General features: G+C 69.4%; 18 protein-coding genes and 1 pseudogene. 11 read left to right on the top strand and 8 right to left on the bottom strand.

Features of this window, described 5'->3' with window-relative positions; translation table 11 throughout:
* Window positions 1-356: pseudogene (locus tag AB0M97_RS23305) on the top strand (hypothetical protein); the annotation flags it as partial.
* A 38-nt stretch (window positions 357-394) separates the two neighbouring features.
* On the opposite strand, the gene dnaB reads toward AB0M97_RS23305, so the two are convergent.
* Window positions 395-1,870, bottom strand: a complete 1,476-nt coding sequence (gene dnaB, locus AB0M97_RS23300; RefSeq protein WP_365962869.1) for a replicative DNA helicase — start codon at window positions 1,868-1,870, stop codon at window positions 395-397.
* 459 nt (window positions 1,871-2,329) lie between these two features.
* On the opposite strand from dnaB, the gene AB0M97_RS23295 reads away from it, so the two are divergent.
* Entirely contained in the window at window positions 2,330-3,667 is a 1,338-nt protein-coding gene (locus AB0M97_RS23295; RefSeq protein ID WP_365962868.1) for an MATE family efflux transporter, read from the top strand.
* A 150-nt stretch (window positions 3,668-3,817) separates the two neighbouring features.
* Here AB0M97_RS23295 and rplI read toward each other — a convergent pair whose 3' ends face one another.
* The 4 genes from rplI to rpsF form a co-directional block, all read right to left on the bottom strand.
* A complete protein-coding gene (gene rplI, locus AB0M97_RS23290; protein WP_046727591.1) occupies window positions 3,818-4,264 on the bottom strand; it encodes a 50S ribosomal protein L9 in 447 nt (148 codons plus the stop codon).
* An 18-nt stretch (window positions 4,265-4,282) separates the two neighbouring features.
* Window positions 4,283-4,519, bottom strand: coding sequence for a 30S ribosomal protein S18 (gene rpsR, locus AB0M97_RS23285; RefSeq protein WP_003949403.1), 237 nt, complete (start codon window positions 4,517-4,519; stop codon window positions 4,283-4,285).
* A 78-nt stretch (window positions 4,520-4,597) separates the two neighbouring features.
* The gene (locus AB0M97_RS23280; protein WP_365962867.1) at window positions 4,598-5,179 is read right to left on the bottom strand and encodes a single-stranded DNA-binding protein; all 582 of its coding nucleotides are present in this window, start codon (window positions 5,177-5,179) and stop codon (window positions 4,598-4,600) included.
* Between the two features lie 76 nt (window positions 5,180-5,255).
* Entirely contained in the window at window positions 5,256-5,546 is a 291-nt protein-coding gene (rpsF, locus tag AB0M97_RS23275) for a 30S ribosomal protein S6 (RefSeq protein WP_019324683.1), read from the bottom strand.
* A 306-nt stretch (window positions 5,547-5,852) separates the two neighbouring features.
* On the opposite strand from rpsF, the gene AB0M97_RS23270 reads away from it, so the two are divergent.
* The 3 genes from AB0M97_RS23270 (at window position 5,853) to AB0M97_RS23260 (ending at window position 8,603) form a co-directional block, all read left to right on the top strand.
* Window positions 5,853-6,167: a hypothetical protein gene (locus AB0M97_RS23270; RefSeq protein ID WP_365962866.1), complete on the top strand. Its 315-nt coding sequence runs from the start codon at window positions 5,853-5,855 to the stop codon at window positions 6,165-6,167.
* Window positions 6,168-6,341: 174 nt separating this feature from the next.
* Window positions 6,342-7,463: a peptidoglycan bridge formation glycyltransferase FemX gene (gene femX, locus AB0M97_RS23265; RefSeq protein WP_365962864.1), complete on the top strand. Its 1,122-nt coding sequence runs from the start codon at window positions 6,342-6,344 to the stop codon at window positions 7,461-7,463.
* A gap of 108 nt (window positions 7,464-7,571) precedes the next feature.
* Window positions 7,572-8,603, top strand: a complete 1,032-nt coding sequence (locus AB0M97_RS23260; RefSeq protein WP_365962862.1) for an alanine racemase — start codon at window positions 7,572-7,574, stop codon at window positions 8,601-8,603.
* 139 nt (window positions 8,604-8,742) lie between these two features.
* Here AB0M97_RS23260 and AB0M97_RS23255 read toward each other — a convergent pair whose 3' ends face one another.
* Window positions 8,743-10,260, bottom strand: a complete 1,518-nt coding sequence (locus AB0M97_RS23255) for a glycosyltransferase 87 family protein (protein WP_365962861.1) — start codon at window positions 10,258-10,260, stop codon at window positions 8,743-8,745.
* A gap of 98 nt (window positions 10,261-10,358) precedes the next feature.
* Window positions 10,359-12,626 carry a transglycosylase domain-containing protein gene (locus AB0M97_RS23250; RefSeq protein WP_365962860.1) on the bottom strand — a complete coding sequence of 756 codons (2,268 nt, stop codon included), beginning with the start codon at window positions 12,624-12,626 and terminating at the stop codon, window positions 10,359-10,361.
* Between the two features lie 747 nt (window positions 12,627-13,373).
* Between AB0M97_RS23250 and AB0M97_RS23245 the strand changes: the two genes are divergently transcribed.
* From AB0M97_RS23245 to AB0M97_RS23230, 4 genes are all read left to right on the top strand, one after another.
* A complete protein-coding gene (locus AB0M97_RS23245; RefSeq protein WP_365962859.1) occupies window positions 13,374-14,057 on the top strand; it encodes a helix-turn-helix transcriptional regulator in 684 nt (227 codons plus the stop codon).
* Window positions 14,058-14,101: 44 nt separating this feature from the next.
* On the top strand, window positions 14,102-15,184 hold the full coding sequence (locus AB0M97_RS23240; protein ID WP_365962857.1) for an inositol-3-phosphate synthase: 1,083 nt from the start codon (window positions 14,102-14,104) through the stop codon (window positions 15,182-15,184).
* Window positions 15,185-15,261: 77 nt separating this feature from the next.
* Window positions 15,262-16,524 carry an MFS transporter gene (locus AB0M97_RS23235; RefSeq protein ID WP_365962856.1) on the top strand — a complete coding sequence of 421 codons (1,263 nt, stop codon included), beginning with the start codon at window positions 15,262-15,264 and terminating at the stop codon, window positions 16,522-16,524.
* A 149-nt stretch (window positions 16,525-16,673) separates the two neighbouring features.
* Window positions 16,674-17,171 (top strand): hypothetical protein, encoded by a 498-nt coding sequence (locus AB0M97_RS23230; protein WP_365962855.1) that lies wholly within the window; start codon window positions 16,674-16,676, stop codon window positions 17,169-17,171.
* Between the two features lie 88 nt (window positions 17,172-17,259).
* On the opposite strand, the gene AB0M97_RS23225 is transcribed toward AB0M97_RS23230, so the two are convergent.
* Window positions 17,260-18,705 carry a CCA tRNA nucleotidyltransferase gene (locus AB0M97_RS23225; protein WP_365962854.1) on the bottom strand — a complete coding sequence of 482 codons (1,446 nt, stop codon included), beginning with the start codon at window positions 18,703-18,705 and terminating at the stop codon, window positions 17,260-17,262.
* Window positions 18,706-18,978: 273 nt separating this feature from the next.
* On the opposite strand from AB0M97_RS23225, the gene AB0M97_RS23220 reads away from it, so the two are divergent.
* Window positions 18,979-21,369 carry a DUF6049 family protein gene (locus tag AB0M97_RS23220; protein ID WP_365962853.1) on the top strand — a complete coding sequence of 797 codons (2,391 nt, stop codon included), beginning with the start codon at window positions 18,979-18,981 and terminating at the stop codon, window positions 21,367-21,369.
* A 44-nt stretch (window positions 21,370-21,413) separates the two neighbouring features.
* Window positions 21,414-23,711, top strand: a complete 2,298-nt coding sequence (murJ, locus tag AB0M97_RS23215) for a murein biosynthesis integral membrane protein MurJ (protein ID WP_365962852.1) — start codon at window positions 21,414-21,416, stop codon at window positions 23,709-23,711.
* The last annotated feature ends 95 nt before the right edge of the window (window positions 23,712-23,806 follow it).

The following is a 23,806-nucleotide window of genomic DNA, read 5'->3' as shown; positions in this document are numbered from 1 at the left end:
CCCGAGTCCATGTGCGTGACGCCTTCGCCATCTCGCTCTGGACCTACTACGAGCCTGTGGGATCAGAGATCGCGCCGACCGACTATGCAGACGTGCTCATGCGGCACCATGCCGCCCTGCGCCAGATCGATCTGGACGCACCGCATTACACCGATCGAGTCGCCGCGGCGCTGAGAGAGGTGAACGACCGGGGACAGTCCCCCGAGCTACCTGATACTGACCGGGAACTCCTGAGCAACACACTCAGTGGGCTGAGCGCCACGATCAGCAGCGAGGAAACCGGTGACCAGCTGTTGCACGGCGAGCCGCATCCGGGCAACCTCCTCAACACGAGGAGAGGGCCGCTTTTCGGCTGATCGAAAGTGGCCACGGAATCTGGAAACCTACAGCCGGATCAGGTCTGTGCCATGTCCACGAACCGCGAGTAGTGGCCCTGGAAGGCGACCGTGATCGTCGCCGTAGGGCCGTTTCGGTGCTTGGCCACGATCAGGTCGGCCTCGCCCGCGCGCGGCGACTCCTTCTCGTAGGCGTCCTCGCGGTGCAGCAGGATCACCATGTCGGCGTCCTGCTCGATGGAGCCGGACTCACGCAGGTCGGAGACCATGGGCTTCTTGTCGGTGCGCTGCTCGGGGCCACGGTTCAGCTGCGAGAGCGCGATGACCGGCAGCTCCAGTTCCTTGGCCAGCAGCTTGAGGTTACGGGACATGTCCGAGACCTCCTGCTGGCGGCTCTCGGCGCGCTTGGAGCCGCCTGACTGCATCAGCTGGAGGTAGTCGATGACGACCAGCTTCAGGTCGTTGCGCTGCTTGAGACGGCGGCACTTGGCGCGGATCTCCATCATCGACAGGTTCGGCGAGTCGTCGATGTAGAGCGGGGCGGCCGAGACGTCCGGCATGCGGCGGGCCAGGCGCGTCCAGTCCTCGTCGGTCATCGTTCCCGAGCGCATGTGGTGCAGGGCCACCCGGGCCTCGGCGGACAGCAGGCGCATGGCGATCTCGTTGCGGCCCATTTCGAGCGAGAAGATGACGCTCGGCAGGTTGTTCTTGATCGATGCCGCCCGCGCGAAGTCCAGGGCGAGGGTCGACTTGCCCATGGCGGGACGCGCGGCGATGACGATCATCTGCCCGGGGTGCAGGCCGTTGGTGAGCGAGTCGAAGTCGGTGAACCCGGTCGGCACACCGGTCATCTCGCCGCTGCGGGAGCCGATCGCCTCGATCTCGTCGAGCGCGCCCTCCATGATGTCGCCGAGCGGCAGGTAGTCCTCGCTGGTGCGCTGCTCGGTGACGGCGTAGATCTCGGCCTGGGCGCGGTTGACGATCTCGTCGACGTCGTCGTCGGCCGCGTATCCCATCTGCGTGATGCGCGTGCCGGCCTCGACCAGGCGGCGCAGCACGGCACGCTCGTGCACGATCTCCGCGTAATACGCCGCGTTGGCCGCCGTCGGCACCGTCTGGACGAGGGTGTGGAGGTACGAGGCACCGCCGACCTTGTTGATCTCGCCGCGCTTGGTCAGCTCGGCGGCGATCGTGATGGGGTCGGCCGGCTCGCCCTTGGCGTAGACGTCGAGGATCGCCTGGTAGATCGTCTCGTGGGCCGGCTTGTAGAAGTCGTGGCCCTTGAGGATCTCCACGACGTCGGCGATGGCGTCCTTGGAGAGCAGCATGCCGCCGAGGACGGACTGCTCGGCGTCGAGGTCCTGGGGGGGCACGCGCTCGAACGCCGAACCTCCTCCGTCCCACGATCCGGTGTCCCCACCCCTGTCGTGCTGCTCGTCACGGCCTCGGGCTCCGTCGCCGCGCCGACGGGAGGGCAGACGATCACTGGGACCGCTGTCGGCCCACGGGTCGTCCAAGGGCTCGGAAATACTCACCGAGCCACCTCCTCCCGTCCGCCGAGCGGACCTCGCCGTGCCCCTCTTTTCTACGGCACGGCACTGACAAATGAGACGCCCAACTCCGGTTCTGGCGCGCCGGTTTTGCGGCGTTTTGGAATCCGGCGGACGGAGCAGGCGCCGGTCCACCGTAGGCCTGCGGGCACCGTCAGCCAATCTGGTTATCCACAGGCCATGTGGACGACGGCCCAGATGCTGTGGAGAACTCCGCGAAACCTGTGCACGACCCGGTGGACAGCCCTGTGAACAAGCGTCCGCCTGTCCTCGCGCAGCGCCTGTGACCTGCTGCTTTCCCGTCCACTGGCTGTGCAGAAGAAAAACTTCCCCAGTCGGATCAAGATCGCTGCGGATGGCTCACGCAGGGTCACGCAGCGAGGGCGCAAGTAAGGGTCACAGTAGCCTTGTATCTCTTACCTGTGGACGATTAGATTAGTGCTCATGACACAGGCCCCCGCGCACTCCCGAAAGGTCCGCCGACAACACGACCGGGAGATCGTCGCGCTCGCCGTCCCCGCCTTCGGCGCACTCGTCGCCGAGCCCCTCTTCGTCCTCGCCGACAGTGCGATCGTCGGCCACCTGGGCACCGCGCAACTCGCCGGACTCGGCGTCGCCTCCGCCCTCCTCACCACCGCCGTGAGCATCTTCGTCTTCCTCGCCTACGCCACCACGGCGGCCGTCGCCCGGCGCGTCGGCGCCGGCGACCTGAAGTCCGCCATCCGGCAGGGCATGGACGGCGTATGGCTCGCCCTGCTGCTCGGCGCGGCCGTCATCGTCCTCGTCCTGCCCACGGCACCCGGCCTGGTCGACCTCTTCGGCGCCTCGGAGACAGCTGCCCCGTACGCCACCACCTATCTGCGGATCTCGTCGCTCGGCATCCCGGCCATGCTCGTCGTGCTCGCCGCGACCGGCGTCCTGCGCGGACTGCAGGACACGAAAACACCTTTGTACGTCGCCGTCGCGGGCTTCGTCTCCAACGGCATCCTCAACGTCGTCCTCGTCTACGGCGCCGACCTCGGGATCGCCGGCTCCGCGTGGGGCACCGTCATCGCCCAGTGGGGCATGGCCCTGGCGTACCTCGTCGTGGTCGTCCGCGGCGCCCGCAAGCACGGCGCTTCCCTGCGCCCCGACGCGGCCGGGATCAGGGCCTCCGCCCAGGCGGGAGCGCCTCTGCTGGTCCGCACCCTCTCACTGCGGGCCATTCTGCTGATCGCCACCGCCGTCGCGGCCCGGCTCGGGGACGCCGATGTCGCGGCTCACCAGATCATCCTGTCCCTGTGGAGCCTGCTCGCCTTCGCCCTCGACGCCATCGCCATCGCGGGCCAGGCCATCATCGGGCGCTACCTCGGGGCGGGAGACGCCGAAGGAGCCAAGGCCGTCTGCCGCCGGATGGTCCAGTGGGGCACAGCCGTCGGTGTCGTCCTCGGCGTGCTGGTGGTGATCACACGCCCCCTCTTCCTGCCCCTGTTCACCAGCGACTCGGCGGTCACGGACACGGCCCTGCCGGCGCTCGTGATCGTGGCGCTCTCCCAGCCGATCAGCGGCGTCGTCTTCGTCCTGGACGGCGTCCTGATGGGCGCGGGCGACGGACCGTATCTGGCGTGGGCGATGCTGCTCACCCTGGCGGTCTTCACCCCGGCCGCCCTCCTGGTGCCCACCGTCGGCGGCGGCCTCACCACGCTCTGGATCACCATGACGCTGATGATGACCGTGCGGATGCTGACCCTGTGGCTGCGCGCCCGGTCCGGCCGCTGGATCGTCACCGGAGCGACCCGCTGATGCTTTCCTAGGGTCCTACGGCCACGCAGAGCTTCGTTGTTTCACGTGAAACCGCGAGAGCGGCGTTTCACGTGAAACACGCGTCGGGCATGCGAAGGGGCCACACCCGAAAGGGTGCGGCCCCGCATTCCGCTACAGCGAGCGCGGCACTCAGGCCGCGACAACCTCGATGTTGACCTTGGCGGCAACCTCGGGGTGCAGACGCACGGACGTCTCGTGGGCGCCCAGCGTCTTGATCGCCGAGGCGACCTCGATACGACGCTTGTCGACCTCGGGGCCACCGGCAGCCTTGATCGCCGAGGCGATGTCGGCCTGGGTGACGGAACCGAAGAGACGACCGGCGTCGCCGGCACGGACGGCCAGGCGGACCTTGACGCCCTCGAGCTGGGCCTTCACCTGGTTGGCCTGCTCGATGGTCTGGATCTCGTGGATCTTGCGAGCACGACGGATCTGCTCGACGTCCTTCTCGCCACCCTTGGTCCAGCGGATGGCGAACTTCCGCGGGATCAGGTAGTTGCGAGCGTAACCGTCCTTGACGTCGACGACGTCGCCCGCGGCACCGAGGCCGGAGACCTCGTGGGTGAGGATGATCTTCATCTGTCGGTCACCCTTCCCTTATCGCGCGGTGGAGGTGTAGGGCAGCAGCGCCATCTCACGGCTGTTCTTGACGGCCGTGGCGACGTCACGCTGGTGCTGCGTGCAGTTGCCGGTCACGCGGCGGGCACGGATCTTGCCGCGGTCGGAAATGAACTTCCGCAGCATGTTCGTGTCCTTGTAGTCCACGTACGTGACCTTGTCCTTGCAGAATGCGCAGACCTTCTTCTTCGGCTTGCGCACAGGCGGCTTCGCCATGGTGATTCTCCTGTGTGATCAAGAAGTGTGGGTACGGCCCACCTCGGCCGGCCGGGTCCGAGGACCCGGCCCGAAGGCCTAGAAGGGGGGCTCGTCCGAGTAGCCGCCACCGCCGCCGGAGCCACCGCCCCAGCCGCCGCCACCCTGCGGGGCGCCACCGGCGGGAGCGCCTGTGGCCCAGGGGTCGTCGGCAGGAGCACCGCCGGCCGGCTGACCGCCGCCGGGGCCTCCGCCCCAGCCGCCGCCACCCTGCTGGCCGCCGCCACCGCCGCCGTAACCGCCCTGGCCACCGCGGCCCGTGGTCTTGGTGACCTTGGCCGTGGCATTGCGCAGGCTGGGGCCGACCTCGTCGACGTCCAGCTCGTAGACCGTGCGCTTGACGCCCTCACGGTCCTCGTAGGACCGCTGCTTCAGCCGGCCCTGCACGATGACGCGCATGCCTCGCTGGAGCGACTCGGCGACGTTCTCCGCCGCCTGACGCCAGACCGAGCAGGTCAGGAACAGGCTCTCGCCGTCCTTCCACTCGTTCGTCTGACGGTCGAAGGTGCGGGGAGTGGACGCGACACGGAACTTCGCGACGGCCGCACCGGACGGGGTGAAGCGCAGCTCGGGGTCGTCGACAAGATTGCCGATGACCGTGATGACGGTCTCGCCTGCCATGGGGGAACCTCTCGGCGGGTTTGCTGCTGGCTGCTGGTGCTGCTACTCGAATCCCGGGATCGACTGAGCGGAAGGCTCAGTGGGTCTCGGGACGGAGGACCTTGGTCCGGAGGACCGACTCGTTCAGGTTCATCTGGCGGTCGAGCTCCTTGACGACCGCAGGCTCGGCCTGCAGGTCGATGACCGAGTAGATGCCCTCGGGCTTCTTCTTGATCTCGTACGAGAGACGACGACGGCCCCAGGTGTCGACCTTCTCGACCTTTCCGCCGCCGTCACGGACGACAGAAAGGAAGTTCTCGATCAGCGGGGAGACAGAACGCTCCTCGAGATCGGGGTCGAGGATGACCATCACCTCGTAGTGACGCATGTGGAACCCACCTCCTTTGGACTCAGCGGCCACGGTCGTTCCGTGGCAGGAGGGTTGTGATGCGTACGCAACAGTGCCCGTCAGTAAAACAGCCGCCACTGACAAGGGCGGTCGTTCGGCGGTTTCCCAGGTCGGCCGGGACGGATCCTGACGCGTGCCTGGCGCTGTCTGGGCAGACACCGGTGCAGACCGTACAGACTACCTGCACAACCGCTACCGGTTGAAATCCGGCCGCGAACCCCGTCAATCTGTACACATCGGGTGTGTACGGCGCTACGATCCGCCGCCTTTCGCAGGAGGTGCCCCATGGCACAGGCAATGCGACCCAACACCGCCGGAGGCCTTTTCGCCACGGACGGCAAACCCCACCCGCTCCAGGACGCACTGCTCGCGGTGACCCTGGTGCTGGGCATCACGTCGTTCATCACCGCGATGTTCCACAGCCTGCACCTGCTGAGCTCGTGGACCGGCCTGCTGGGAATCGCCACGGGAGCCTACGGCCAGTGGGTCTCGGAGACGACACGTGAGCGCTTCGGCCTGATCCTGGGCCTCGGCGCCGCGGGGATCGGCTTCTTCCTCGGCATGGCGCACGGCGGGCTGTTCGGCGGCCTCTTCGACTGACACGACGCCACCCCCCTCACCCCTCCGGCACCGCGCAGACCGCCCGGCCGCACTACAGGGCCGGGTGAAGGTGCCGTATGCCCAGTCGGGGCGCTCGCCGGGCGCAGTAGGCTTCGGCGCGAGAGCCGGAGCCCCTGTACCCATGGGGACACACCAGCCCGAGGAGCGCCCCGAATGAGCCTGACCCTGAGGACCATCAGCCGCGAGCAGCATCTGGCGTACATCCAGAGCCTGCCGGCGGCGAGCCACATGCAGGTCCCGGCATGGGCTGATGTGAAGGCCGAGTGGCGCTCGGAGAATCTCGGCTGGTTCGACGAGCGGACCGGCGAGATGGTCGGCGCGGGCCTGGTCCTCTACCGGCAGCTCCCCAAGATCAAGCGCTACCTCGCCTATCTGCCCGAGGGCCCGGTCATCAACTGGTTCGCGCCGAACCTCCAGGACTGGATCGAGCCGATGCTGGCGCACCTGAAGCAGCAGGGCGCCTTCTCGGTGAAGATGGGCCCGCCGGTGGTCATCCGGCGCTGGGACGCCGCGTCCATCAAGGCGGGCATCCAGAACCCGGACGTGAAGCGGCTGCGGGACATCGAGGCCGACCACATCGAGCCGCGTGCCTTCGAGGTCGCCGACAAGCTGCGCCGCATGGGCTGGCAGCAGGGCGAGGACGGCGGCGCCGGCTTCGGCGACGTACAGCCGCGTTACGTCTTCCAGGTGCCGCTGGCCAACCGGTCGCTGGAGGAGGTCCACAAGAACTTCAACCAGCTGTGGCGGCGCAACATCAAGAAGGCCGAGAAGGCCGGCGTCGAGGTCGTCCAGGGCGGCTACGAGGACCTCGAGGAGTGGCAGCGGCTGTACGAGATCACGGCTGTGCGCGACCGCTTCCGGCCGCGCCCGCTGTCGTACTTCCAGCGCATGTGGAAGGCCCTCAACAGCGAGGACCCGAACCGCATGCGGCTGTACTTCGCCCGCCACAACGGCGTGAACCTGTCGGCGGCGACGATGCTGATCGTCGGCGGGCACGTCTGGTACTCCTACGGCGCCTCCGACAACATCGGCCGCGAGGTCAGGCCGTCGAACGCCATGCAGTGGCGGATGCTGCGCGACGCCTACGCGCTGGGCGCCACCGTCTACGACCTGCGCGGCATCTCCGACTCGCTGGACGAGTCCGACCACCTCTTCGGTCTGATCCAGTTCAAGGTGGGCACCGGCGGCCAGGCCGCGGAGTACCTCGGCGAGTGGGACTTCCCGCTGAACAAGCTGCTCCACAAGGCCCTCGACATCTACATGTCGCGGCGCTGACCCCACAGGCCGTTCCCTCCACCGGTCCGCACGGCGTTCCCGGACGGGTTCCCCCAGCTTCCCCCACAACGACACACCGCAGCCACGAGAAAGGTTCCAGGTCCGGCCATGGCGCTCACGCTCTACGTCGACACCGCGCGCTGGCGGGCGCACCACAAGCACGTGCAGGAGCAGTTCCCGGGGCTCGTCCCGGTCTGCAAGGGCAACGGCTACGGCTTCGGACACGAGCGGCTGGCGGAGGAGGCCACACGGCTCGGTTCCGACATGCTCGCCGTCGGCACGACCTACGAGGCCGCCCGGATCAAGGACTGGTTCGGCGGGGACCTGCTGGTGCTGACGCCGTTCCGGCGCGGTGAGGAGCCGGTGCCGCTGCCCGACCGGGTGGTGCGCTCGGTGTCGTCGATAGACGGCGTGTACGGCCTGGTGGGCGCCCGTGTGGTCATCGAGGTGATGTCCTCGATGAAGCGGCACGGCATCAGCGAGCAGGACCTGCCGCAGCTGCACGCGGCCATAGAGAACGTCCGCCTGGAGGGCTTCGCCATCCACCTGCCGCTGGACCGCACCGACGGCTCGGACGCCGTCGAGGAGGTCATCGGCTGGATGGACCGGCTGCGCGCGGCCCGGCTGCCGCTGCACACGATGTTCGTCAGCCACCTCAAGTCCGAGGAACTCGCCCGGTTGCAGCAGCAGTTCCCGCAGACCCGGTTCCGCGCCCGCATCGGCACGCGCCTGTGGCTGGGGGACCACGAGGCCACCGAGTACCGCGGCGCGGTCCTGGACGTCACCCGCGTCGCCAAGGGCGACCGCTTCGGCTACCGGCAGCAGAAGGCAGCCTCCGACGGCTTCCTGGTGGTCGTGGCGGGCGGTACGTCGCACGGGGTGGGTCTGGAGGCTCCGAAGGCGATGCACGGCGTCATGCCGCGCGCCAAGGGCGTCGCCCGCGCCGGGCTCGCCACGGTCAACCGGAACCTCTCGCCGTTCGTCTGGGCGGGTAAGCAGCGCTGGTTCGCGGAGCCGCCGCACATGCAGGTCTCGATCCTGTTCGTGCCAGCGGACGCGCCGGAGCCGAAGGTCGGCGAGGAGCTGGTGGCCCATCTGCGGCACACCACCACGCAGTTCGACCGCCTCCTGGACCGCTGACCACCTCCTCGACCACAGCGCGAAAGGCCGTACACGGAACCTGCCGTGTACGGCCTTTCGCGGTACGGCCCTGCCAGGTGCGGCCCTCCGAAGGAGGGCCTTCCGGGCGGCCGGCACGCCCCGGACGAGCGCTGTTCGCTCAGAGCGAACCGCCCGCCGCCCCCTGCCCACCCCACCGCACCCGCGGCCCCTCCGTGCTCTCGAAGTGCGCGGCATGCCTCGGGGGATGGGCCGCGGGGCCGAACACGGCGACGTCCTCGGCCCTGTCCAGCACACCGCCCGAGGGGTCGTCGTCGCCGCTCCGGCGCACCGGATCGCGCTCCGGCATGAGGATGTCCCGCACGACGACGACGCACAGGTACAGCGTCCCCAGCAGGTGCGCGGCGATGGCCCAGTGGTAGCCGTCCTGGGGCAGACCCTTGTGGGCGTCACCGCTGGTCGTATAGGCGAGGTACATCCAGATGCCCAGGTAGTACGCCACCTCGCAGGCCTGCCAGATCAGGAAGTCCCGCCACTTCGGCCGGGCGAGCGCCGCCAGCGGGACCAGCCACAGGACGTACTGCGGGGAGTAGACCTTGTTGGTGAGGATGAACGCCGCGACGATCAGGAAGGCGAGCTGGGCGAAGCGCGGCCGGCGCGGCGCCATCAGCGCGAGTGCGGCGATGCCCGCGCAGCACACCAGCATCAGCACCATGGCGAGGGTGTTGACGGTCTCGGTGCTCAGCGGGTCCTTCGAGTTCTGGGCCATGATCAGCCAGAAGGAGCCGAAGTCGACGCCCCGCTCCTGGCTGAACGTGTAGAACTTCGACCAGCCCTCGAAGGCGAACAGCATCACCGGCACGTTCACCACGAGCCACGCGACGGCCGCGCCGCCCAGAGCGGTCCCGTACTCCCGCCAGCGGCCCGCGCGCCAGCACAGCACGAGCAGGGGGCCGAGGAGCAGGAAGGGATAGAGCTTGGCGGCCGTGGCGAGGCCCAGGAGGACGCCGAAGGCGAGGGAGCGGCCCCGCGCCCACATCAGCATCGCGGCGGCCGTCAGGGCGACCGCCAGCAGGTCCCAGTTGATGGTCGCGGTCAGCGCCGCGGCGGGCGCCAGGGCGACCAGCAGGGCGTCCCAGGGCCGCCGGCCGTGCGTGCGGGTCACGCAGACGGCGATGACGGCCGCGCACGCCATGAGCATCCCGGCGTTGACCATCCAGTACCACTGCTCCTGGTGCTGGATGCTGCCGCTGCCGGGCGTGAGCCAGGCCGCGACCTCCATGAACACGCCGGTCAGGACCGGGTACTCGAGGTACTGCATGTCGCCGGGGAGCTTGTCGAAGTACGGCACGAGCCCTTCGGCGAAACCGCGGCCCGCGTACAGGTGCGGGATGTCCGAGTAGCAGGCGTGGGTGTACTGCGAGCCGGCGCCGAAGAACCAGGCGCCGTTGTAGCAGGGCGCCTTCTGGACCAGGCCGAGGGTGAACATGCCGATCGCCACCAGCGCGACGACCCGCACGGGCGTCCACCAGGACGTCCCGGGCAGGGCACGCCGGCCCACGGGGCCGCCGATCAGCTCGCTTCCGGCCGCGGCGACCTCGTCCTCCTGGGTCGGCCGCACCGGGTCCGGCTCGTGCACGCTCGCTTGCGTCGAATCTGCGCTGGGCATGTCGCACATCCTGCCGTACGAGCCCGGCAGGACGCCGAGGGCCGCCGCACCCGACGGTGCGGCGGCCCATGTTTCACGTGAAACACCCTTGCCGGGCGTTGCGACGGCTAGCCCGTTCCTCCGAAGAGGCCGCCGTTGCTGTTGCCTCTGCTGTTCCCGGGCTCGCCTGTCTCGGTCATGGTGGGCGTGGGCGTCACGTCGCCGCCGCCCCCGGTGTCGGCGCCTCCGTTGGTGTTGCCGCCGCTCTCCTCGCAGTCGAAGTCCCAGGCGCTGCACGTCTCGGTCGTCGAGGGCGTCGGCGTCGGGCTGGGCTCGCTCGGGGTCGCGCTCGGCGACGCGCTCGGCGACGGGGTGGGCGACGCCGTGAAGCTCGGGGTCGGGGACGGAGCGCCCGCCTGGTCCGCGATCTCGCCGATCGTGGTGGGCTCGGGGAAGCCGGGGTCGGGCTCTCCCTCCAGCGCGGCCCTCATGTACTCGGTCCACACCGAGGTCGGGATGTCACCACCGTGGATGGAGTCGACGCCCGCCGTGCCGTTCATGGAGAGCAGCTTGTGGCTCTCCGGGTCCTCACGGAACATCGCCACCGCGGTCGACAGCTGCTGGGTGTAGCCGACGAACCAGGCCGACTTGTTCTCGTCGGTGGTACCGGTCTTGCCCGCCGCCGTACGGCCGAGGGCCCTGGCGTTCTTGCCCGTACCGTTCTCGATCACGTTCTCGAGGACGTCCGTGAGGTTGTTCGCCACGTTCTCCGGCATCGCCTGCGCGGCCTTCGGCTTCTCGAAGCCCTCGAGCTCCTGACCGGCGTACTTGACGCTCTTCACCGAATAGGGCGCGGTGTGCTTGCCGGAGGCGGCGAACGTCGCGTACGCGTCGGCCATGCGGATCGCGCTGGGAGTCGACGTACCCAGCGCGAAGGACGGGTTGAGGCCGGCGAACGACTGGTCCAGGATGCCGGAGGCCTTCGCGGTGTCCCGCACCTTCGTCAGGCCCACGTCCACGCCGAGCTGGACGAACGGCGTGTTGACGGACTGCTCCATGGCCTTGCGCAGGGTGATGTAGCCCCAGCGGCGGTCCGTCTCGTTCTTCTGGTAGAAGAACGAGTTGTCCTCGCGGAGGTAGTAGCTGCCGTCCTGCCTGCGGACCTTCAGACGGTCGTTGCCGTTGTACTTGCTCAGCGGCGAGACGCCGACGCCCTGGGTCTTGTACGTGCCGTGCTCCATGGCGGCGGCGAGGACGAAGGGCTTCCACGTCGAACCGACGGGGACACCGGAAGTGTCGGCGTTGTTGTTGAAGTGGTTGTTCTCGTAGCCCGCGCCGCCGTAGAGCGCGACGATCGCACCGTCGTTGGGCTTCACCGAGGCCGCGCCGAACTGGACGTGCTTGTCCAGTTTGCGCTTCGGGTCGATCTTCTCCTTCTCGATCTTCTTCACGGCCTTGGCGAGCGCCTCGACCTTGTCCTTCTCGAAGGTCGTGTAGATCTGGTAGCCGCCCTGGTCGAACTTGCGCTCGTCGATGTCGGAGTTGTTCAGGACGTACTTCTTGGCCGTGTCGACCAGGTAGCTGATCTGTCCGGTCATGCCCTTGATCGCCTTGCGGCCCTGGGGCTCCGGGTACCTCTTGATCGCTTCCTGGTACTCGGCCTCCGAGATCCGCTCGTCCTTGCGCATCTCGCCGAGGATCCAGCTCCAGCGCTCCTTGGACCGCTCGAGGTTGGCCTCCTTGGTCGCCGTCCTGTCGAGGTTCTCGTTGCCCGCCGGGTCGAAGTACGTCGGGCCCTTGAGCAGAGCGGCGAGGAAGGCGCACTCGCTCGCGTTGAGGTCGACGGCGTCCTTGCCGTAGTAGGTCTGGGCGGCGGCCTGGATGCCGTAGGCGCCGCGGCCGTAGTACGAGGTGTTCAGGTAGCCCTGGAGGATCTCGTGCTTGGAGAGCTTCGTGCCCACCTTGATCGAGATGAACATCTCCTTGAACTTGCGGGAGATGGTCTGGTCCTGGCTCAGGTAGGTGTTCTTGACGAACTGCTGGGTGATGGTCGAACCACCCTGCGTGTCACCGCCCCGCGCCATGTTGGCCAGGGCCCGGGCGATGCCCATCGGGTCGACGCCCGAGTCCTTGTAGAACGTCTTGTTCTCGGCCGAGATCACCGCGTACTGCATTTCCTTGGGGATCCGGTCGATGGTGATGTTCTGCCGGTTCTGGCCGGCGCCGGTGGCGACCATCTGGCTGCCGTCGGCCCAGTAGTAGACGTTGTTCTGGGACCGCGCGGCGGCGTTCTCCTCGGAGGGGACACCCACCATGGCGTAGCCGACACCGACCGCGGCGACCATGCTGCCGAAGAAGAACAGGCACAGGCCGGAGACGAGCTTCCACGACGGCATCCAGCGACGCCACCCGTACGTGTCGTGGCGCGGATAGTCGATCAGGCGCTTCGCGCCGGCTCCGGCGCCCGCCGCGCGGCCTCTGCCCCGTCCGGCCGGACCGCCGGCCGCGCCACGCCGGCCCGCACGTCCTGGTTCCGCCGCTCTGCGGCGCCCTCCTCCACTGCGCTGGGCCGCACGGCGGGCCTCGGCTCGGCCGCCGTACGGACGCTCCTCGCCTCCGGTCTCGTACGAGCCGGACGGAGACCCGGTGGCGCCTCGCGGTGCCGCGCGGCGGCCGGAGGACGAGCCGGACTGGCCACGCCGGGCCGCGGCACGTCCGCCTCCCTGCGGATGCGGCGGTTTGCGACGGTGCTCGCTCATCGAACGACTACTCCTCGGGCAGGCGCACCTTTGCGCGCCTGGAAACGGCGGCTGGTTTCCGGTCCCCCCGACGTACGGGTGGGGCCGGTTGCCCCTTCACCCGTACCGCACCGAGGACGATGACGCCCTCACGCGTCACTCGGTTCCCGGTGGTCTGCATGGCGCACAGACTACGCACCGTCAAAACACGCCTAGCCCGGAAGTCACCCCAAAACAGGCAAGTCTCTTCCGATGAATCGGTGATGTGATCCCGTTCACCACCGTCCCTCTTGTCCCGTCCGGAGAGGCGTTCTATCGTCGTGATGTATCGAGTCGATACATCAGCCCGGCATAAGGCCTGGCGCAAGCCCGTCACGGCACGGCCGCGGCAGAGAGGAGGCGACGATGAGCCGGCGTTCCGGGATCCTCGAGTTCGCCGTACTCGGCCTGCTCCGCGAGTCCCCGATGCACGGCTACGAGTTGCGCAAGCGACTCAACACCTCACTGGGTGTGTTCCGGGCGTTCAGCTACGGGACGCTCTACCCGTGCCTCAAGACTCTGGTCTCGAACGGCTGGTTGAGCGAGGAACCGGGACACACCACCGAGGACGCTCTCGCCGCTCCGCTCGCCGGACGCCGCGCCAAGATCGTCTACCGGCTGACGGCGGAAGGCAAGGAGCACTTCGAGGAGCTGCTCTCCCAGACGGGACCGGACGCGTACGAGGACGAGACCTTCGCCGCGCGCTTCGCCTTCTTCGGGCAGACGTCGCGGGACGTACGCATGCGCGTGCTGGAGGGCCGCCGCAGCCGGTTGGAGGAGCGGCTGGAGAAGATGCGCGCCTCGCTGGCGCGCACCAGGGAGCGCCTCGACGACTACACGCTTGAGCTCCAGCGTCACGGGATGGAGTCCGTGGAGCGCGAAGTGCGCTGGCTGAACGAGCTCATCGAGAGCGAGCGGGCCGGACGGGACCTGAGGAGTTCTGCCTCCGGGGGGTCCGCTCAGCAGGACACGACATCTGGAGCGCCGGGCGGCCTGCCCCGGTCCGGGGACGAGCCCCGGCCGGATACGCCCGGCGACACCGCCACGTGAGAGCCGCCGAGCGGCCTCACTCGTACACACAGGGAGCAACCGGAATGGGTTCGGTCCGCGTAGCCATCGTCGGTGTGGGCAACTGCGCCGCATCGCTGGTGCAGGGAGTCGAGTACTACAAGGACGCCGACCCGGCGGCCAGGGTCCCCGGACTCATGCACGTGCAGTTCGGCGACTACCACGTCCGCGACATCGAGTTCGTCGCCGCGTTCGACGTCGACGCCAAGAAGGTCGGCCTCGACCTCGCGGACGCCATCGGCGCCTCCGAGAACAACACCATCAAGATCTGCGACGTGCCCAGCACCGGTGTGACGGTCCAGCGCGGCCACACGCTCGACGGTCTCGGCAAGTACTACCGCGAGACCATCGAGGAGTCCTCCGAGGCCCCGGTCGACGTCGTCCAGGTCCTGAAGGACAAGCAGGTCGACGTCCTGGTCTGCTATCTGCCGGTCGGCTCCGAGGACGCGGCGAAGTTCTACGCCCAGTGCGCCATCGACGCCAAGGTCGCCTTCGTCAACGCCCTGCCGGTCTTCATCGCCGGTACGAAGGAGTGGGCGGACAAGTTCACCGAGGCGGGCGTGCCGATCGTCGGCGACGACATCAAGTCGCAGGTCGGCGCCACCATCACGCACCGCGTCATGGCGAAGCTGTTCGAGGACCGGGGCGTCATCCTGGACCGCACGATGCAGCTGAACGTCGGCGGCAACATGGACTTCAAGAACATGCTCGAGCGTGACCGCCTGGAGTCGAAGAAGATCTCCAAGACGCAGGCCGTCACCTCCCAGATCCCCGACCGGGACATGGGCGAGAAGAACGTCCACATCGGCCCGTCCGACTACGTCGCCTGGCTGGACGACCGCAAGTGGGCCTACGTCCGCCTGGAGGGCCGTGCGTTCGGTGACGTCCCGCTGAACCTGGAGTACAAGCTCGAGGTCTGGGACTCCCCGAACTCCGCCGGTGTCATCATCGACGCCCTGCGCGCCGCGAAGATCGCCAAGGACCGCGGCATCGGCGGCCCGATCCTGTCGGCGTCGTCGTACTTCATGAAGTCCCCGCCGGTCCAGTACTTCGACGACGAGGCCCGCGAGAACGTCGAGAAGTTCATCCAGGGCACGGTCGAGCGCTAACCACCGCTCAGCAGAAGCGCGTTGAGGGTCCCCGGGTCGCCCGCCCGGGGACCCTTCCCGTATGTGAGGCTGACCCCATGGCCGTCGTCCGTGACCTGCGCGTCCTGCTGCGCTTCCCGAGCTTCAGGCGCCTGCTCGCCGTACGGCTGCTCTCCCAGGGCGCCGACGGCGTCTACCAGGTCGCGCTCGCCGCCTACGTCGTCTTCTCCCCGGAGAGACAGGCGTCGGCCGGCGCGATCGCCTCCGCGATGGCGGTCCTGCTGCTGCCGTACTCCCTCGTCGGCCCCTTCGCCGGTGTGCTGCTGGACCGCTGGCGCCGCCGCCAGGTACTGCTGTACGGCAGCGCGCTGCGCGCCGGACTCGCGTCGGCCACGGCCCTCCTGATGCTGGGCAACGCCCCGGACTGGCTCTTCTACGTCTCCGCGCTGTGCGTCACCGCCGTCAACCGCTTCGTCCTCGCGGGCCTGTCCGCCGCGCTGCCGCGCGTGGTGGACGCCGAGCGGCTCGTCGTGGCCAATTCGCTGTCGCCGACCGCCGGGACGCTCGCCGCGACAGCGGGCGGCGGTCTCGCCTTCGTCGTACGCCTCGCCGGCGCCGACTCCGACGCCGCCGTGGTGCTGCTGGGGGCGGCCCTGTACCTGTGCGCGGGACTGGCGTCGCTGCGCATGGCGCGGGAACTGCTGGGCCCGGACCGCGCGTTGGTCCGGCCGCGGCTGACGGCGGCGGTGGCCGGGACCGCGCGCGACCTGGTCGCGGGGGTGCGTCATCTGACCGCGCCGCCTCGCCGGGAAGCCGCCTGGGCGCTGGCCGCGATGTCCCTGATCCGGTTCTGCTACGGCGCCCTGCTCGTCATGCTGCTGATGCTCTGCCGCTACGCCCTGACCTCGGACCCGGACGAGGGGCTCGCCCTGCTGGGCCTGGCGCTCGGGGTGTCGGGCGCCGGGTTCTTCGCGGCGGCGGTGCTGACGCCGTGGGCGGCCGGGCGGCTCGGGCCGGGGCGCTGGATCGCCGTGTGTGCGGGGACGGCCGCGGTGCTGGAGCCGGCCCTCGGCCTGCCGTTCGCCGCGGTGCCCCTGCTGATCGCCGCGTTCCTGCTCGGCCTGACCACCCAGGGAGCGAAGATCGCGACGGACACCGTGGTGCAGGCGGCCGTCGAGGACGGCTTCCGTGGCCGGATCTTCTCCGTTTACGACGTGCTGTTCAACGTCGCTTTCGTCGGCGCGGCCGGGGTGGCCGCGCTGATGCTGCCGCCGGACGGCCGCTCGGTGCCGCTGGTGGTCACGGTCGCCGTTATCTATGCAGGAGTAGCTACCGGTATGGCCCGCTTTGAGCGCCAGTAAGTGTCACATCAACGCCACAGTGCACGACCTCGACTACAGGGTTGTCAGTGGCTGCCGGTAGCTTACGAGGGTCTTACTCGCGCCATGTCCGCGTCACTTCCTCGCGGCATGTTTGCGCGTCACTACCTATGTTCTAGGGGGACCCCCAAGTGTCGACTCCGCCGCCCCAGGGCCAGAACCCGTTCGCCCAGGGCCAGCAGCCCTACGGCCAGCCGCAGGGCCAGGCCCCGTACCCGCCCCAGGGCGGCTTCCCGCAGCAGACGGCCCCGTCGGGCTTTCCTCAGGGCGGCGCGCCGTACGCTCCGGTCCCGCCGGAGCAGCCCCGCCGCAAGCTCAGCTCCAAGACGATCAAGAACATCGTCATCGCCGTGATCGTGGTCGGCGTGGCCGTGGCTGGCTTCATAGCCAGCCGTGACGACGCCGCCCAGGCGAAGGTCGGGGACTGCATGAGCATCTCGGACCCGAACAGCACGACCGACCCGGGTCTTGAGGTCGTCGACTGCACCGACTCGAAGGCGAAGTACAAGGTCGCCGAGAAGAAGGACGGCACCGCCGAGGGCTGCGACCGCACCAAGTTCAGCGAGTACACCGAGACCGGCAGCGGTGACGACTTCACCCTCTGCCTCGCGGACTACTCCGCCAAGTAGACCAGGCACGGCACGGAGGGGCGGTGTTTCACGTGAAACACCGCCCCTCCGTCATGTTTCACGTGAAACATGCGCCCGTTTCCCGGCGTCAGCCCTGCTGCTCCGCCCACCACTCCTTGAGTGCGGCCACCGCCGCGTCCCGGTCCAGCGGGCCGTGCTCCAGACGGATTTCCAGCATGTGCTGGTAAGCCCTGCCGACGGCCGGACCGGGGCCGATGCCCAGGATCTTCATGATCTGGTTGCCGTCGAGGTCCGGACGGATGGCGTCCAGCTCTTCCTGTTCCTGGAGCTTGGCGATCCGCTCCTCCAGCCCGTCGTACGCACGGGACAGGGCAGCCGCCTTGCGCTTGTTCCGCGTGGTGCAGTCGGAGCGCGTCAGCTTGTGGAGCCGGTCCAGGAGCGGGCCGGCGTCCCGTACGTAGCGGCGCACGGCGGAGTCGGTCCACTCGCCCGTGCCGTAGCCGTGGAAGCGCAGGTGGAGTTCGACCAGGCGCGAGACGTCCTTCACCAGGTCGTTGGAGTACTTGAGCGCCGTCATGCGCTTCTTCGTCATCTTCGCCCCGACCACCTCGTGGTGGTGGAACGAGACCCGCCCGTCCTTCTCGAAGCGGCGGGTGCGCGGCTTGCCGATGTCGTGCAGCAGGGCGGCCAGCCGGAGAGTGAGGTCAGGGCCGTCGTCCTCCAGCGCCATCGCCTGCTCCAGGACGATCAGCGTGTGCTCGTAGACGTCCTTGTGCCGGTGGTGCTCGTCGCTCTCCAGGCGCAGCGCCGGCAGCTCGGGCAGCACGTGCTCGGCGAGCCCGGTGTCCACCAGCAGCGTGAGCCCCTTGCGCGGGTGCGCGGACAGGATCAGCTTGTTCAGCTCGTCCCGCACCCGCTCGGCCGAGACGATCTCAAGGCGTCCGGACATCTCCGTCATGGCCGTGACGACCTCGGGGGCCACCTCGAAGTCGAGCTGCGCGGCGAAGCGCGCGGCCCGCATCATCCGGAGCGGGTCGTCGGAGAAGGACTCTTCGGGCGTGCCGGGCGTGCGCAGCACCCGCTGGGCGAGGTCGTCGAGACCGCCGTGCGGGTCGATGAACTCCTTCTCCGGCAGCGCGACGGCCATCGCGTTCACGGAGAAGTCACGCCGGACGAGGTCCTGCTCGATGGAGTCGCCGTACGACACCTCGGGCTTGCGCGAGGTGCGGTCGTACGCCTCCGACCGGTAGGTGGTCACCTCGATCTGGTAACCGTCCTTCTGCGCACCGACCGTGCCGAAGGCGATCCCGACCTCCCAGACGGCGTCCGCCCACGGCCGGACGATCTTCAGGACGTCCTGTGGCCGGGCATCGGTCGTGAAGTCCAGGTCGTTGCCGAGCCGGCCGAGCAGCGCGTCCCGGACCGACCCGCCGACCAGGGCGAGAGAGAACCCGGCCTCCTGGAATCGACGGGCTAGGTCGTCGGCGACCGGGGCGACCCGCAGCAGTTCACTCACCGCGCGCAGCTGCGCCTGACTCAGGGCACTGGGGTTGTCTTCATTGGCGTTCGGCACAACAGAAGAGGGTACGTGGCGCGGGATACCGCGAGCGCACCCATTACACGGCGAGCGCACCCGGTGAAGGGCGCGGACAGCTCCTTCGATACGCGCACAAGACCCGCCCTTGAGACGTCCCGAAGCACTCCTCTTCATACGCGTGCATTCAGGGCGGCCCGCTCCGCTCCCCGATCTTGTGGAGCAGTCCGCGGCACTTCCCCTCGGCGCGCCTCGTTACCATGCGTGGACGCACATTCCGACGACCACTGACGACGAGGGACGGGCAAGCGCGTGGCCGAGGCGGCAGACTTCCAGGGGACGAGTCCCTCTCCTGCCCGCCGATGGCTGCGGCGCACGGGAACCCTGCTCACGGCGGCGCCCCTGCTGGCCGGCCTCCTCCAGCTGCCCGCCGCCCCCCCGGCCGACGCGACGGGCCAGGACGCCCCGCAGGCCGCGGCCGAATCCGGCGTGGTGACCGTCTCTGTCGACACCTTCACGCCGAGCGCGCCCACCGACGGCGACACCCTCACGGTGTCGGGCACGGTGACCAACAAGGGCAAGCAGACCGTCACCGACGCCCAGGTTGATCTGCGCGTGGGCGCACCGGTCAGCACCCGCTCGGCCATCGACACCGCCGCCGAGAGCAGCGGCGACGTCCAGGGGACGGTCGGCTCGGCGGTCGGCGGCAAGTACGTCGAGAAGTTCGCCAGGCTCACACCCGGCGTCGCCCGGCCCTTCAGCATCTCGGTGCCGGTCGACGAGCTGGACCTCGCCCGGGACGGGGTGTACGAGTTCGGCGTCTCCCTCTCCGGGCAGACCTCGGCGCAGCCCTGGACGCAGGTTCTCGGCGTCCAGCGGACGTTCCTGCCGTACCAGTCCGAGGAGGCCGACCCCCGGACCCGGACGACGTTCCTGTGGCCGCTGATCTCCACCGTCCACATGACGGCCGAGACGGGGTCGGACGAGCAGCAGACGCCGGTCTTCCTCGACGACGACCTCGCCAAGGAGATCTCACCGGGCGGCCGCCTGGACCAGATGGTCTCCCTGGGCAAGGACCTCGGCATCACCTGGGTGGTCGACCCCGACCTGCTGGCCTCCGTCGACGCCATGACACGCACCTACCAGGTCCGCGGCGAGAACGGCACCACCAACGCCGGCACGAACCAGACGGTCGCCAAGCGGTGGCTCGCCAGGCTGCAGGAGGCGGTGGCCGGCGAGGAGGTGGTTGCCCTCCCGTTCTCCGACCCGGACCTGGCGTCCCTCGCGCACAACGGCACGGACGCGCCCGGCGCGCTGAGCCAGCTCAAGGAGGCCACGGACGTCGTCGCCAACACGGTCGAGCCGATCCTCCACGTAAAACCCACCACGGACTTCGCCTGGCCGGTGGAGGGCGCCGTCGACCCGTCGATCGTCAAGGTGGCGACCTCCGCGGGCGCCGACAAGGTGATCGCCCGCAGCGACAGCCTCCAGGAGAGCAGGAGCATGCCGTACACGCCGTCCGCCGCCCGTCCCATCGGCGGCGGCACCACGGCGGTCGTCGCGGACGCACGGATGTCCACGGCGTTCCGGGGCGACCTGGCGAAGGCCTCCGCCTCCACCCTCGCGGTGCAGCGGTTCCTCGCCCAGAGCCTGACCCTGAACCTCCAGACCGGCAAGCAGCGCAGCGTCGTCGTCGCCCCGCAGCGCACGCCGACCGCCGGCCAGGCGCGGGCGATGGCCGAGGCCCTGACCGCGCTGCGGGACGGCACCTGGTCCGAGGCGCAGGAGCTCACCGAGGCCGCCTCGGCCAAGCCGGACCCTGCCGCCACGACGCAGGTCCCGTCCGCCCGCTCCTACCCGCCGGAGCTGCGCAAGAAGGAACTGCCGCGCTCGGCCTACCAGCAGCTCGCACGGACGCAGGGCCAGCTCGGCAACTTCAAGGTCATCCTCACCAACCAGTCCCGCGTGGTGACCCCCTTCGGCCTGGCCATGAACCGCGAGATGTCCACGTCGTGGCGCGGCCGACCCGGCGAGGCGATGGGCTTCCGCACGGGCGTGGAGATCTACCTCCAGGGCCTCGCCAAGCAGGTCCGGCTGATCGAGAAGTCGGAGACGAAGCTCTCCGGACGCAGCGCCACGATCCCGGTGACCGTGCAGAACAACCTGGTCCAGGACGTCGACCACCTCGTGCTGCGGCTCACCTCCGTCAACCCCACCCGCCTCAAGATCGGCGGCAAGCCGTACAGCGAGCGGCCCGTCACCGTCTCGGGCGGTCACAGCCAGTCGGTGAAGTTCACCACCTCGGCCAACGCCAACGGCCGCGCGACGGTGGTCGCACAGCTCTACACGCAGGACGGGCAGAAGTACGGCGACCCGGTCACGTTCGACGTGAAGGTCACCGAGATCACGGCCACCGTGATGCTGGTCATCGGCGGCGGTGTCCTGCTCCTCGTCCTCGCCGGCTTCCGCATGTACACCCAGCGCAAGCGCGCCGCGGCCCGTGAGGCGGCCGAGGAGGCCGCCCAGGCGCCGCGCTCGGACGCCGACGGCGGGCAGAACCAGGAAGCACCCGGCGCACGCCTCGGGCAGGAGTCCGCCGCGGACTCCCGGGCAGGCGACCCGCAGCAGCCGAGTGACCCGGCACCGGACACCCCAGCGGAAAGCGCCGACCCTTCCGGCACGGGTGAGAGAGTGGACCGTTGAGGATGTCGTGGCCGGTGGGCCCGGGACGATGAGGTGGGGTAACCATGAACGCGCCGTACGACGGTGACCACGGGCGGCCCGGGGACGGCTCGGGCCACTCCGAGGGGCCGCCCCCGGAGCACGGCCCGGCACCGGCGCAGCCGCCCGCGGACATGTACCTCCAGGACGCCTACGCCCAGGACCCCTACCGGGCACAGGACCTCGCCGCCCAGGACCCGGTCGCCGAGGCCCTCTACGACCGTGCCGCGCACCCGCCGCCGCCCCCGGGCGCGTACGAGCCGCAGCAGCCGCTGTACGCCCAGCCGCCGCAGTCGCCGTACGCCCCCGACCCGCGCGTGTGGGCCCAGACCCCGCCTCCGGAGCCGGACGGCCCCACCCAGCACCTGCCGTACGGCGACGATCCGCGCACCACGCGCTACGTGGGTGTGGACGACTTGGTCACCGGGGCCTCCGAGGAGCGCCACGAGCCGGACGCCTTCGCGCACCTGTTCCGGGACCAGCAGCAGGGCGGCGGGCACCCGGGCGGCTATCAGGACCCGCAGCAGAGCGCCGCACAGCAGCCGTACCCGCCGCAGCCGCCGTACCAGTCCGAGCCGTACCGGTCCCAGCCCTCCGTGCCCGGGCCCGCCCCGGCACCGGGCACGCCCCTGAGTGTTCCGCCGCCCGCGTCCGAGGTTCCCGCACCGGCGCCCGTCCCCGCCGCGCCGAAGAAGGGCGGTCGCGCGGGCGGTCTGCTGAAGTCGAGTGCCGTGATGGCCGCGGGCACGATGGTGTCCCGCCTCACGGGCTTCATCCGCTCCGCGATGATCGTCTCGGCGCTGGGTCTGGCGATGCTCGGCGACACGTTCCAGATCGCCTACCAGCTGCCGACGATGATCTACATCCTGACCGTCGGCGGCGGCCTCAACTCGGTCTTCGTGCCGCAGCTCGTCCGCGCGATGAAGGAGGACGACGACGGCGGCGAGGCCTACGCCAACCGCCTGCTGACCCTGGTCATGGTCGCCCTGGCGGCGCTCACCGCGCTCGCGATGTTCGCGGCGCCGCTCCTGGTCCGCATGCTGTCGAACCCGATCGCCAGTGACCCCGAGGCCAACGAGGTCGCGGTCACCTTCACCCGCTACTTCCTGCCCTCGATCTTCTTCATGGGCCTGCACGTGGTGATGGGGCAGATCCTCAACGCCCGCGGCCGGTTCGGCGCGATGATGTGGACCCCGGTCCTCAACAACATCGTCATCATCGTGACCCTGGGCATGTTCATCTGGGTCTACGGCACCGCCGGTGACTCCGGCATGAACGTCACGAACATCCCGCAGGAGGGCCAGCGGCTGCTCGGCATCGGCATCCTGCTCGGCCTCGTGGTGCAGGCCCTGGCGATGATTCCGTACCTGCGGGAGACCGGGTTCCGGCTGCGGCTGCGCTTCGACTGGAAGGGCCACGGCCTCGGCAAGGCCGCGATGCTCGCCAAGTGGACCATCCTCTTCGTCCTCGCCAACCAGGCCGGCGCGCTCGTCGTCACCCAGCTCGCCACGGCCTCGTCGGTTCCCGGCATCGCCGGCACCGGCTTCAGCGCGTACGCCAACGCCCAGCTCATCTGGGGCCTGCCGCAGGCCATCATCACAGTGTCCCTGATGGCCGCCCTGCTGCCGCGCATCTCCCGCTCGGCCGCCGAGGACGACGCGGGCGCCGTCCGCGACGACATCTCCCAGGGCCTGCGCACCACGGCCGTCGCCATCGTGCCGATCGCCTTCGGTTTCCTCTCCCTCGGCATCCCGATGTGCACGCTGATCTTCGGCTCCTCGGGCACCACCGCCGCCACCAACATGGGCTTCATGCTGATGGCCTTCGGCCTCGGCCTGATCCCCTACTCGGTGCAGTACGTGGTGCTGCGCGCCTTCTACGCCTACGAGGACACCCGGACGCCCTTCTACAACACGGTCATCGTGGCGGCGGTCAACGCCGGGGCGTCGGTGCTGTGTTACCTCGTGATCCCCGCCCGCTGGGCCGTGGTCGGCATGGCCGCCGCGTACGGCCTGGCCTACGCGATCGGCGTCGGTGTCGCCTGGAACCGGCTGCGCAAGCGGCTGGGCGGCGACCTGGACGGCGCCCGCGTCATGCGGACGTACGCCAGGCTGTGCATCGCGTCGGTCCCGGCCGCGCTGCTCAGCGGCGCCGCCTGCTACGGCATGGGTCACTCGCTCGGCCAGGGCGTGCTGGGGTCGTTCGCCGCGCTGCTGACCGGCGGTGCGGTCCTGCTGGGAGTGTTCTTCGTCGCCGCCCGCCGCATGCGCATCGAGGAGGTCAACTCGCTGGTCGGCATGGTCCGCGGGCGCCTGGGTCGATGAGGCGGTACGGGGTAGGCGCACAACCATCGTCCGCCACCGTGTGTCGTGCATAGCGGCGGACTGTGGGCACAATTGGTGTCGGCGTCGGACGGCGC

Origin of the sequence: Streptomyces sp. NPDC051207, from assembly GCF_040682395.1 — a bacterium.
Classification (GTDB): Bacteria; Actinomycetota; Actinomycetes; order Streptomycetales; family Streptomycetaceae; genus Streptomyces.
Note: the sequence above shows the minus strand (reverse complement) of the source record. Positions and strands in the feature narration are given on the sequence as shown.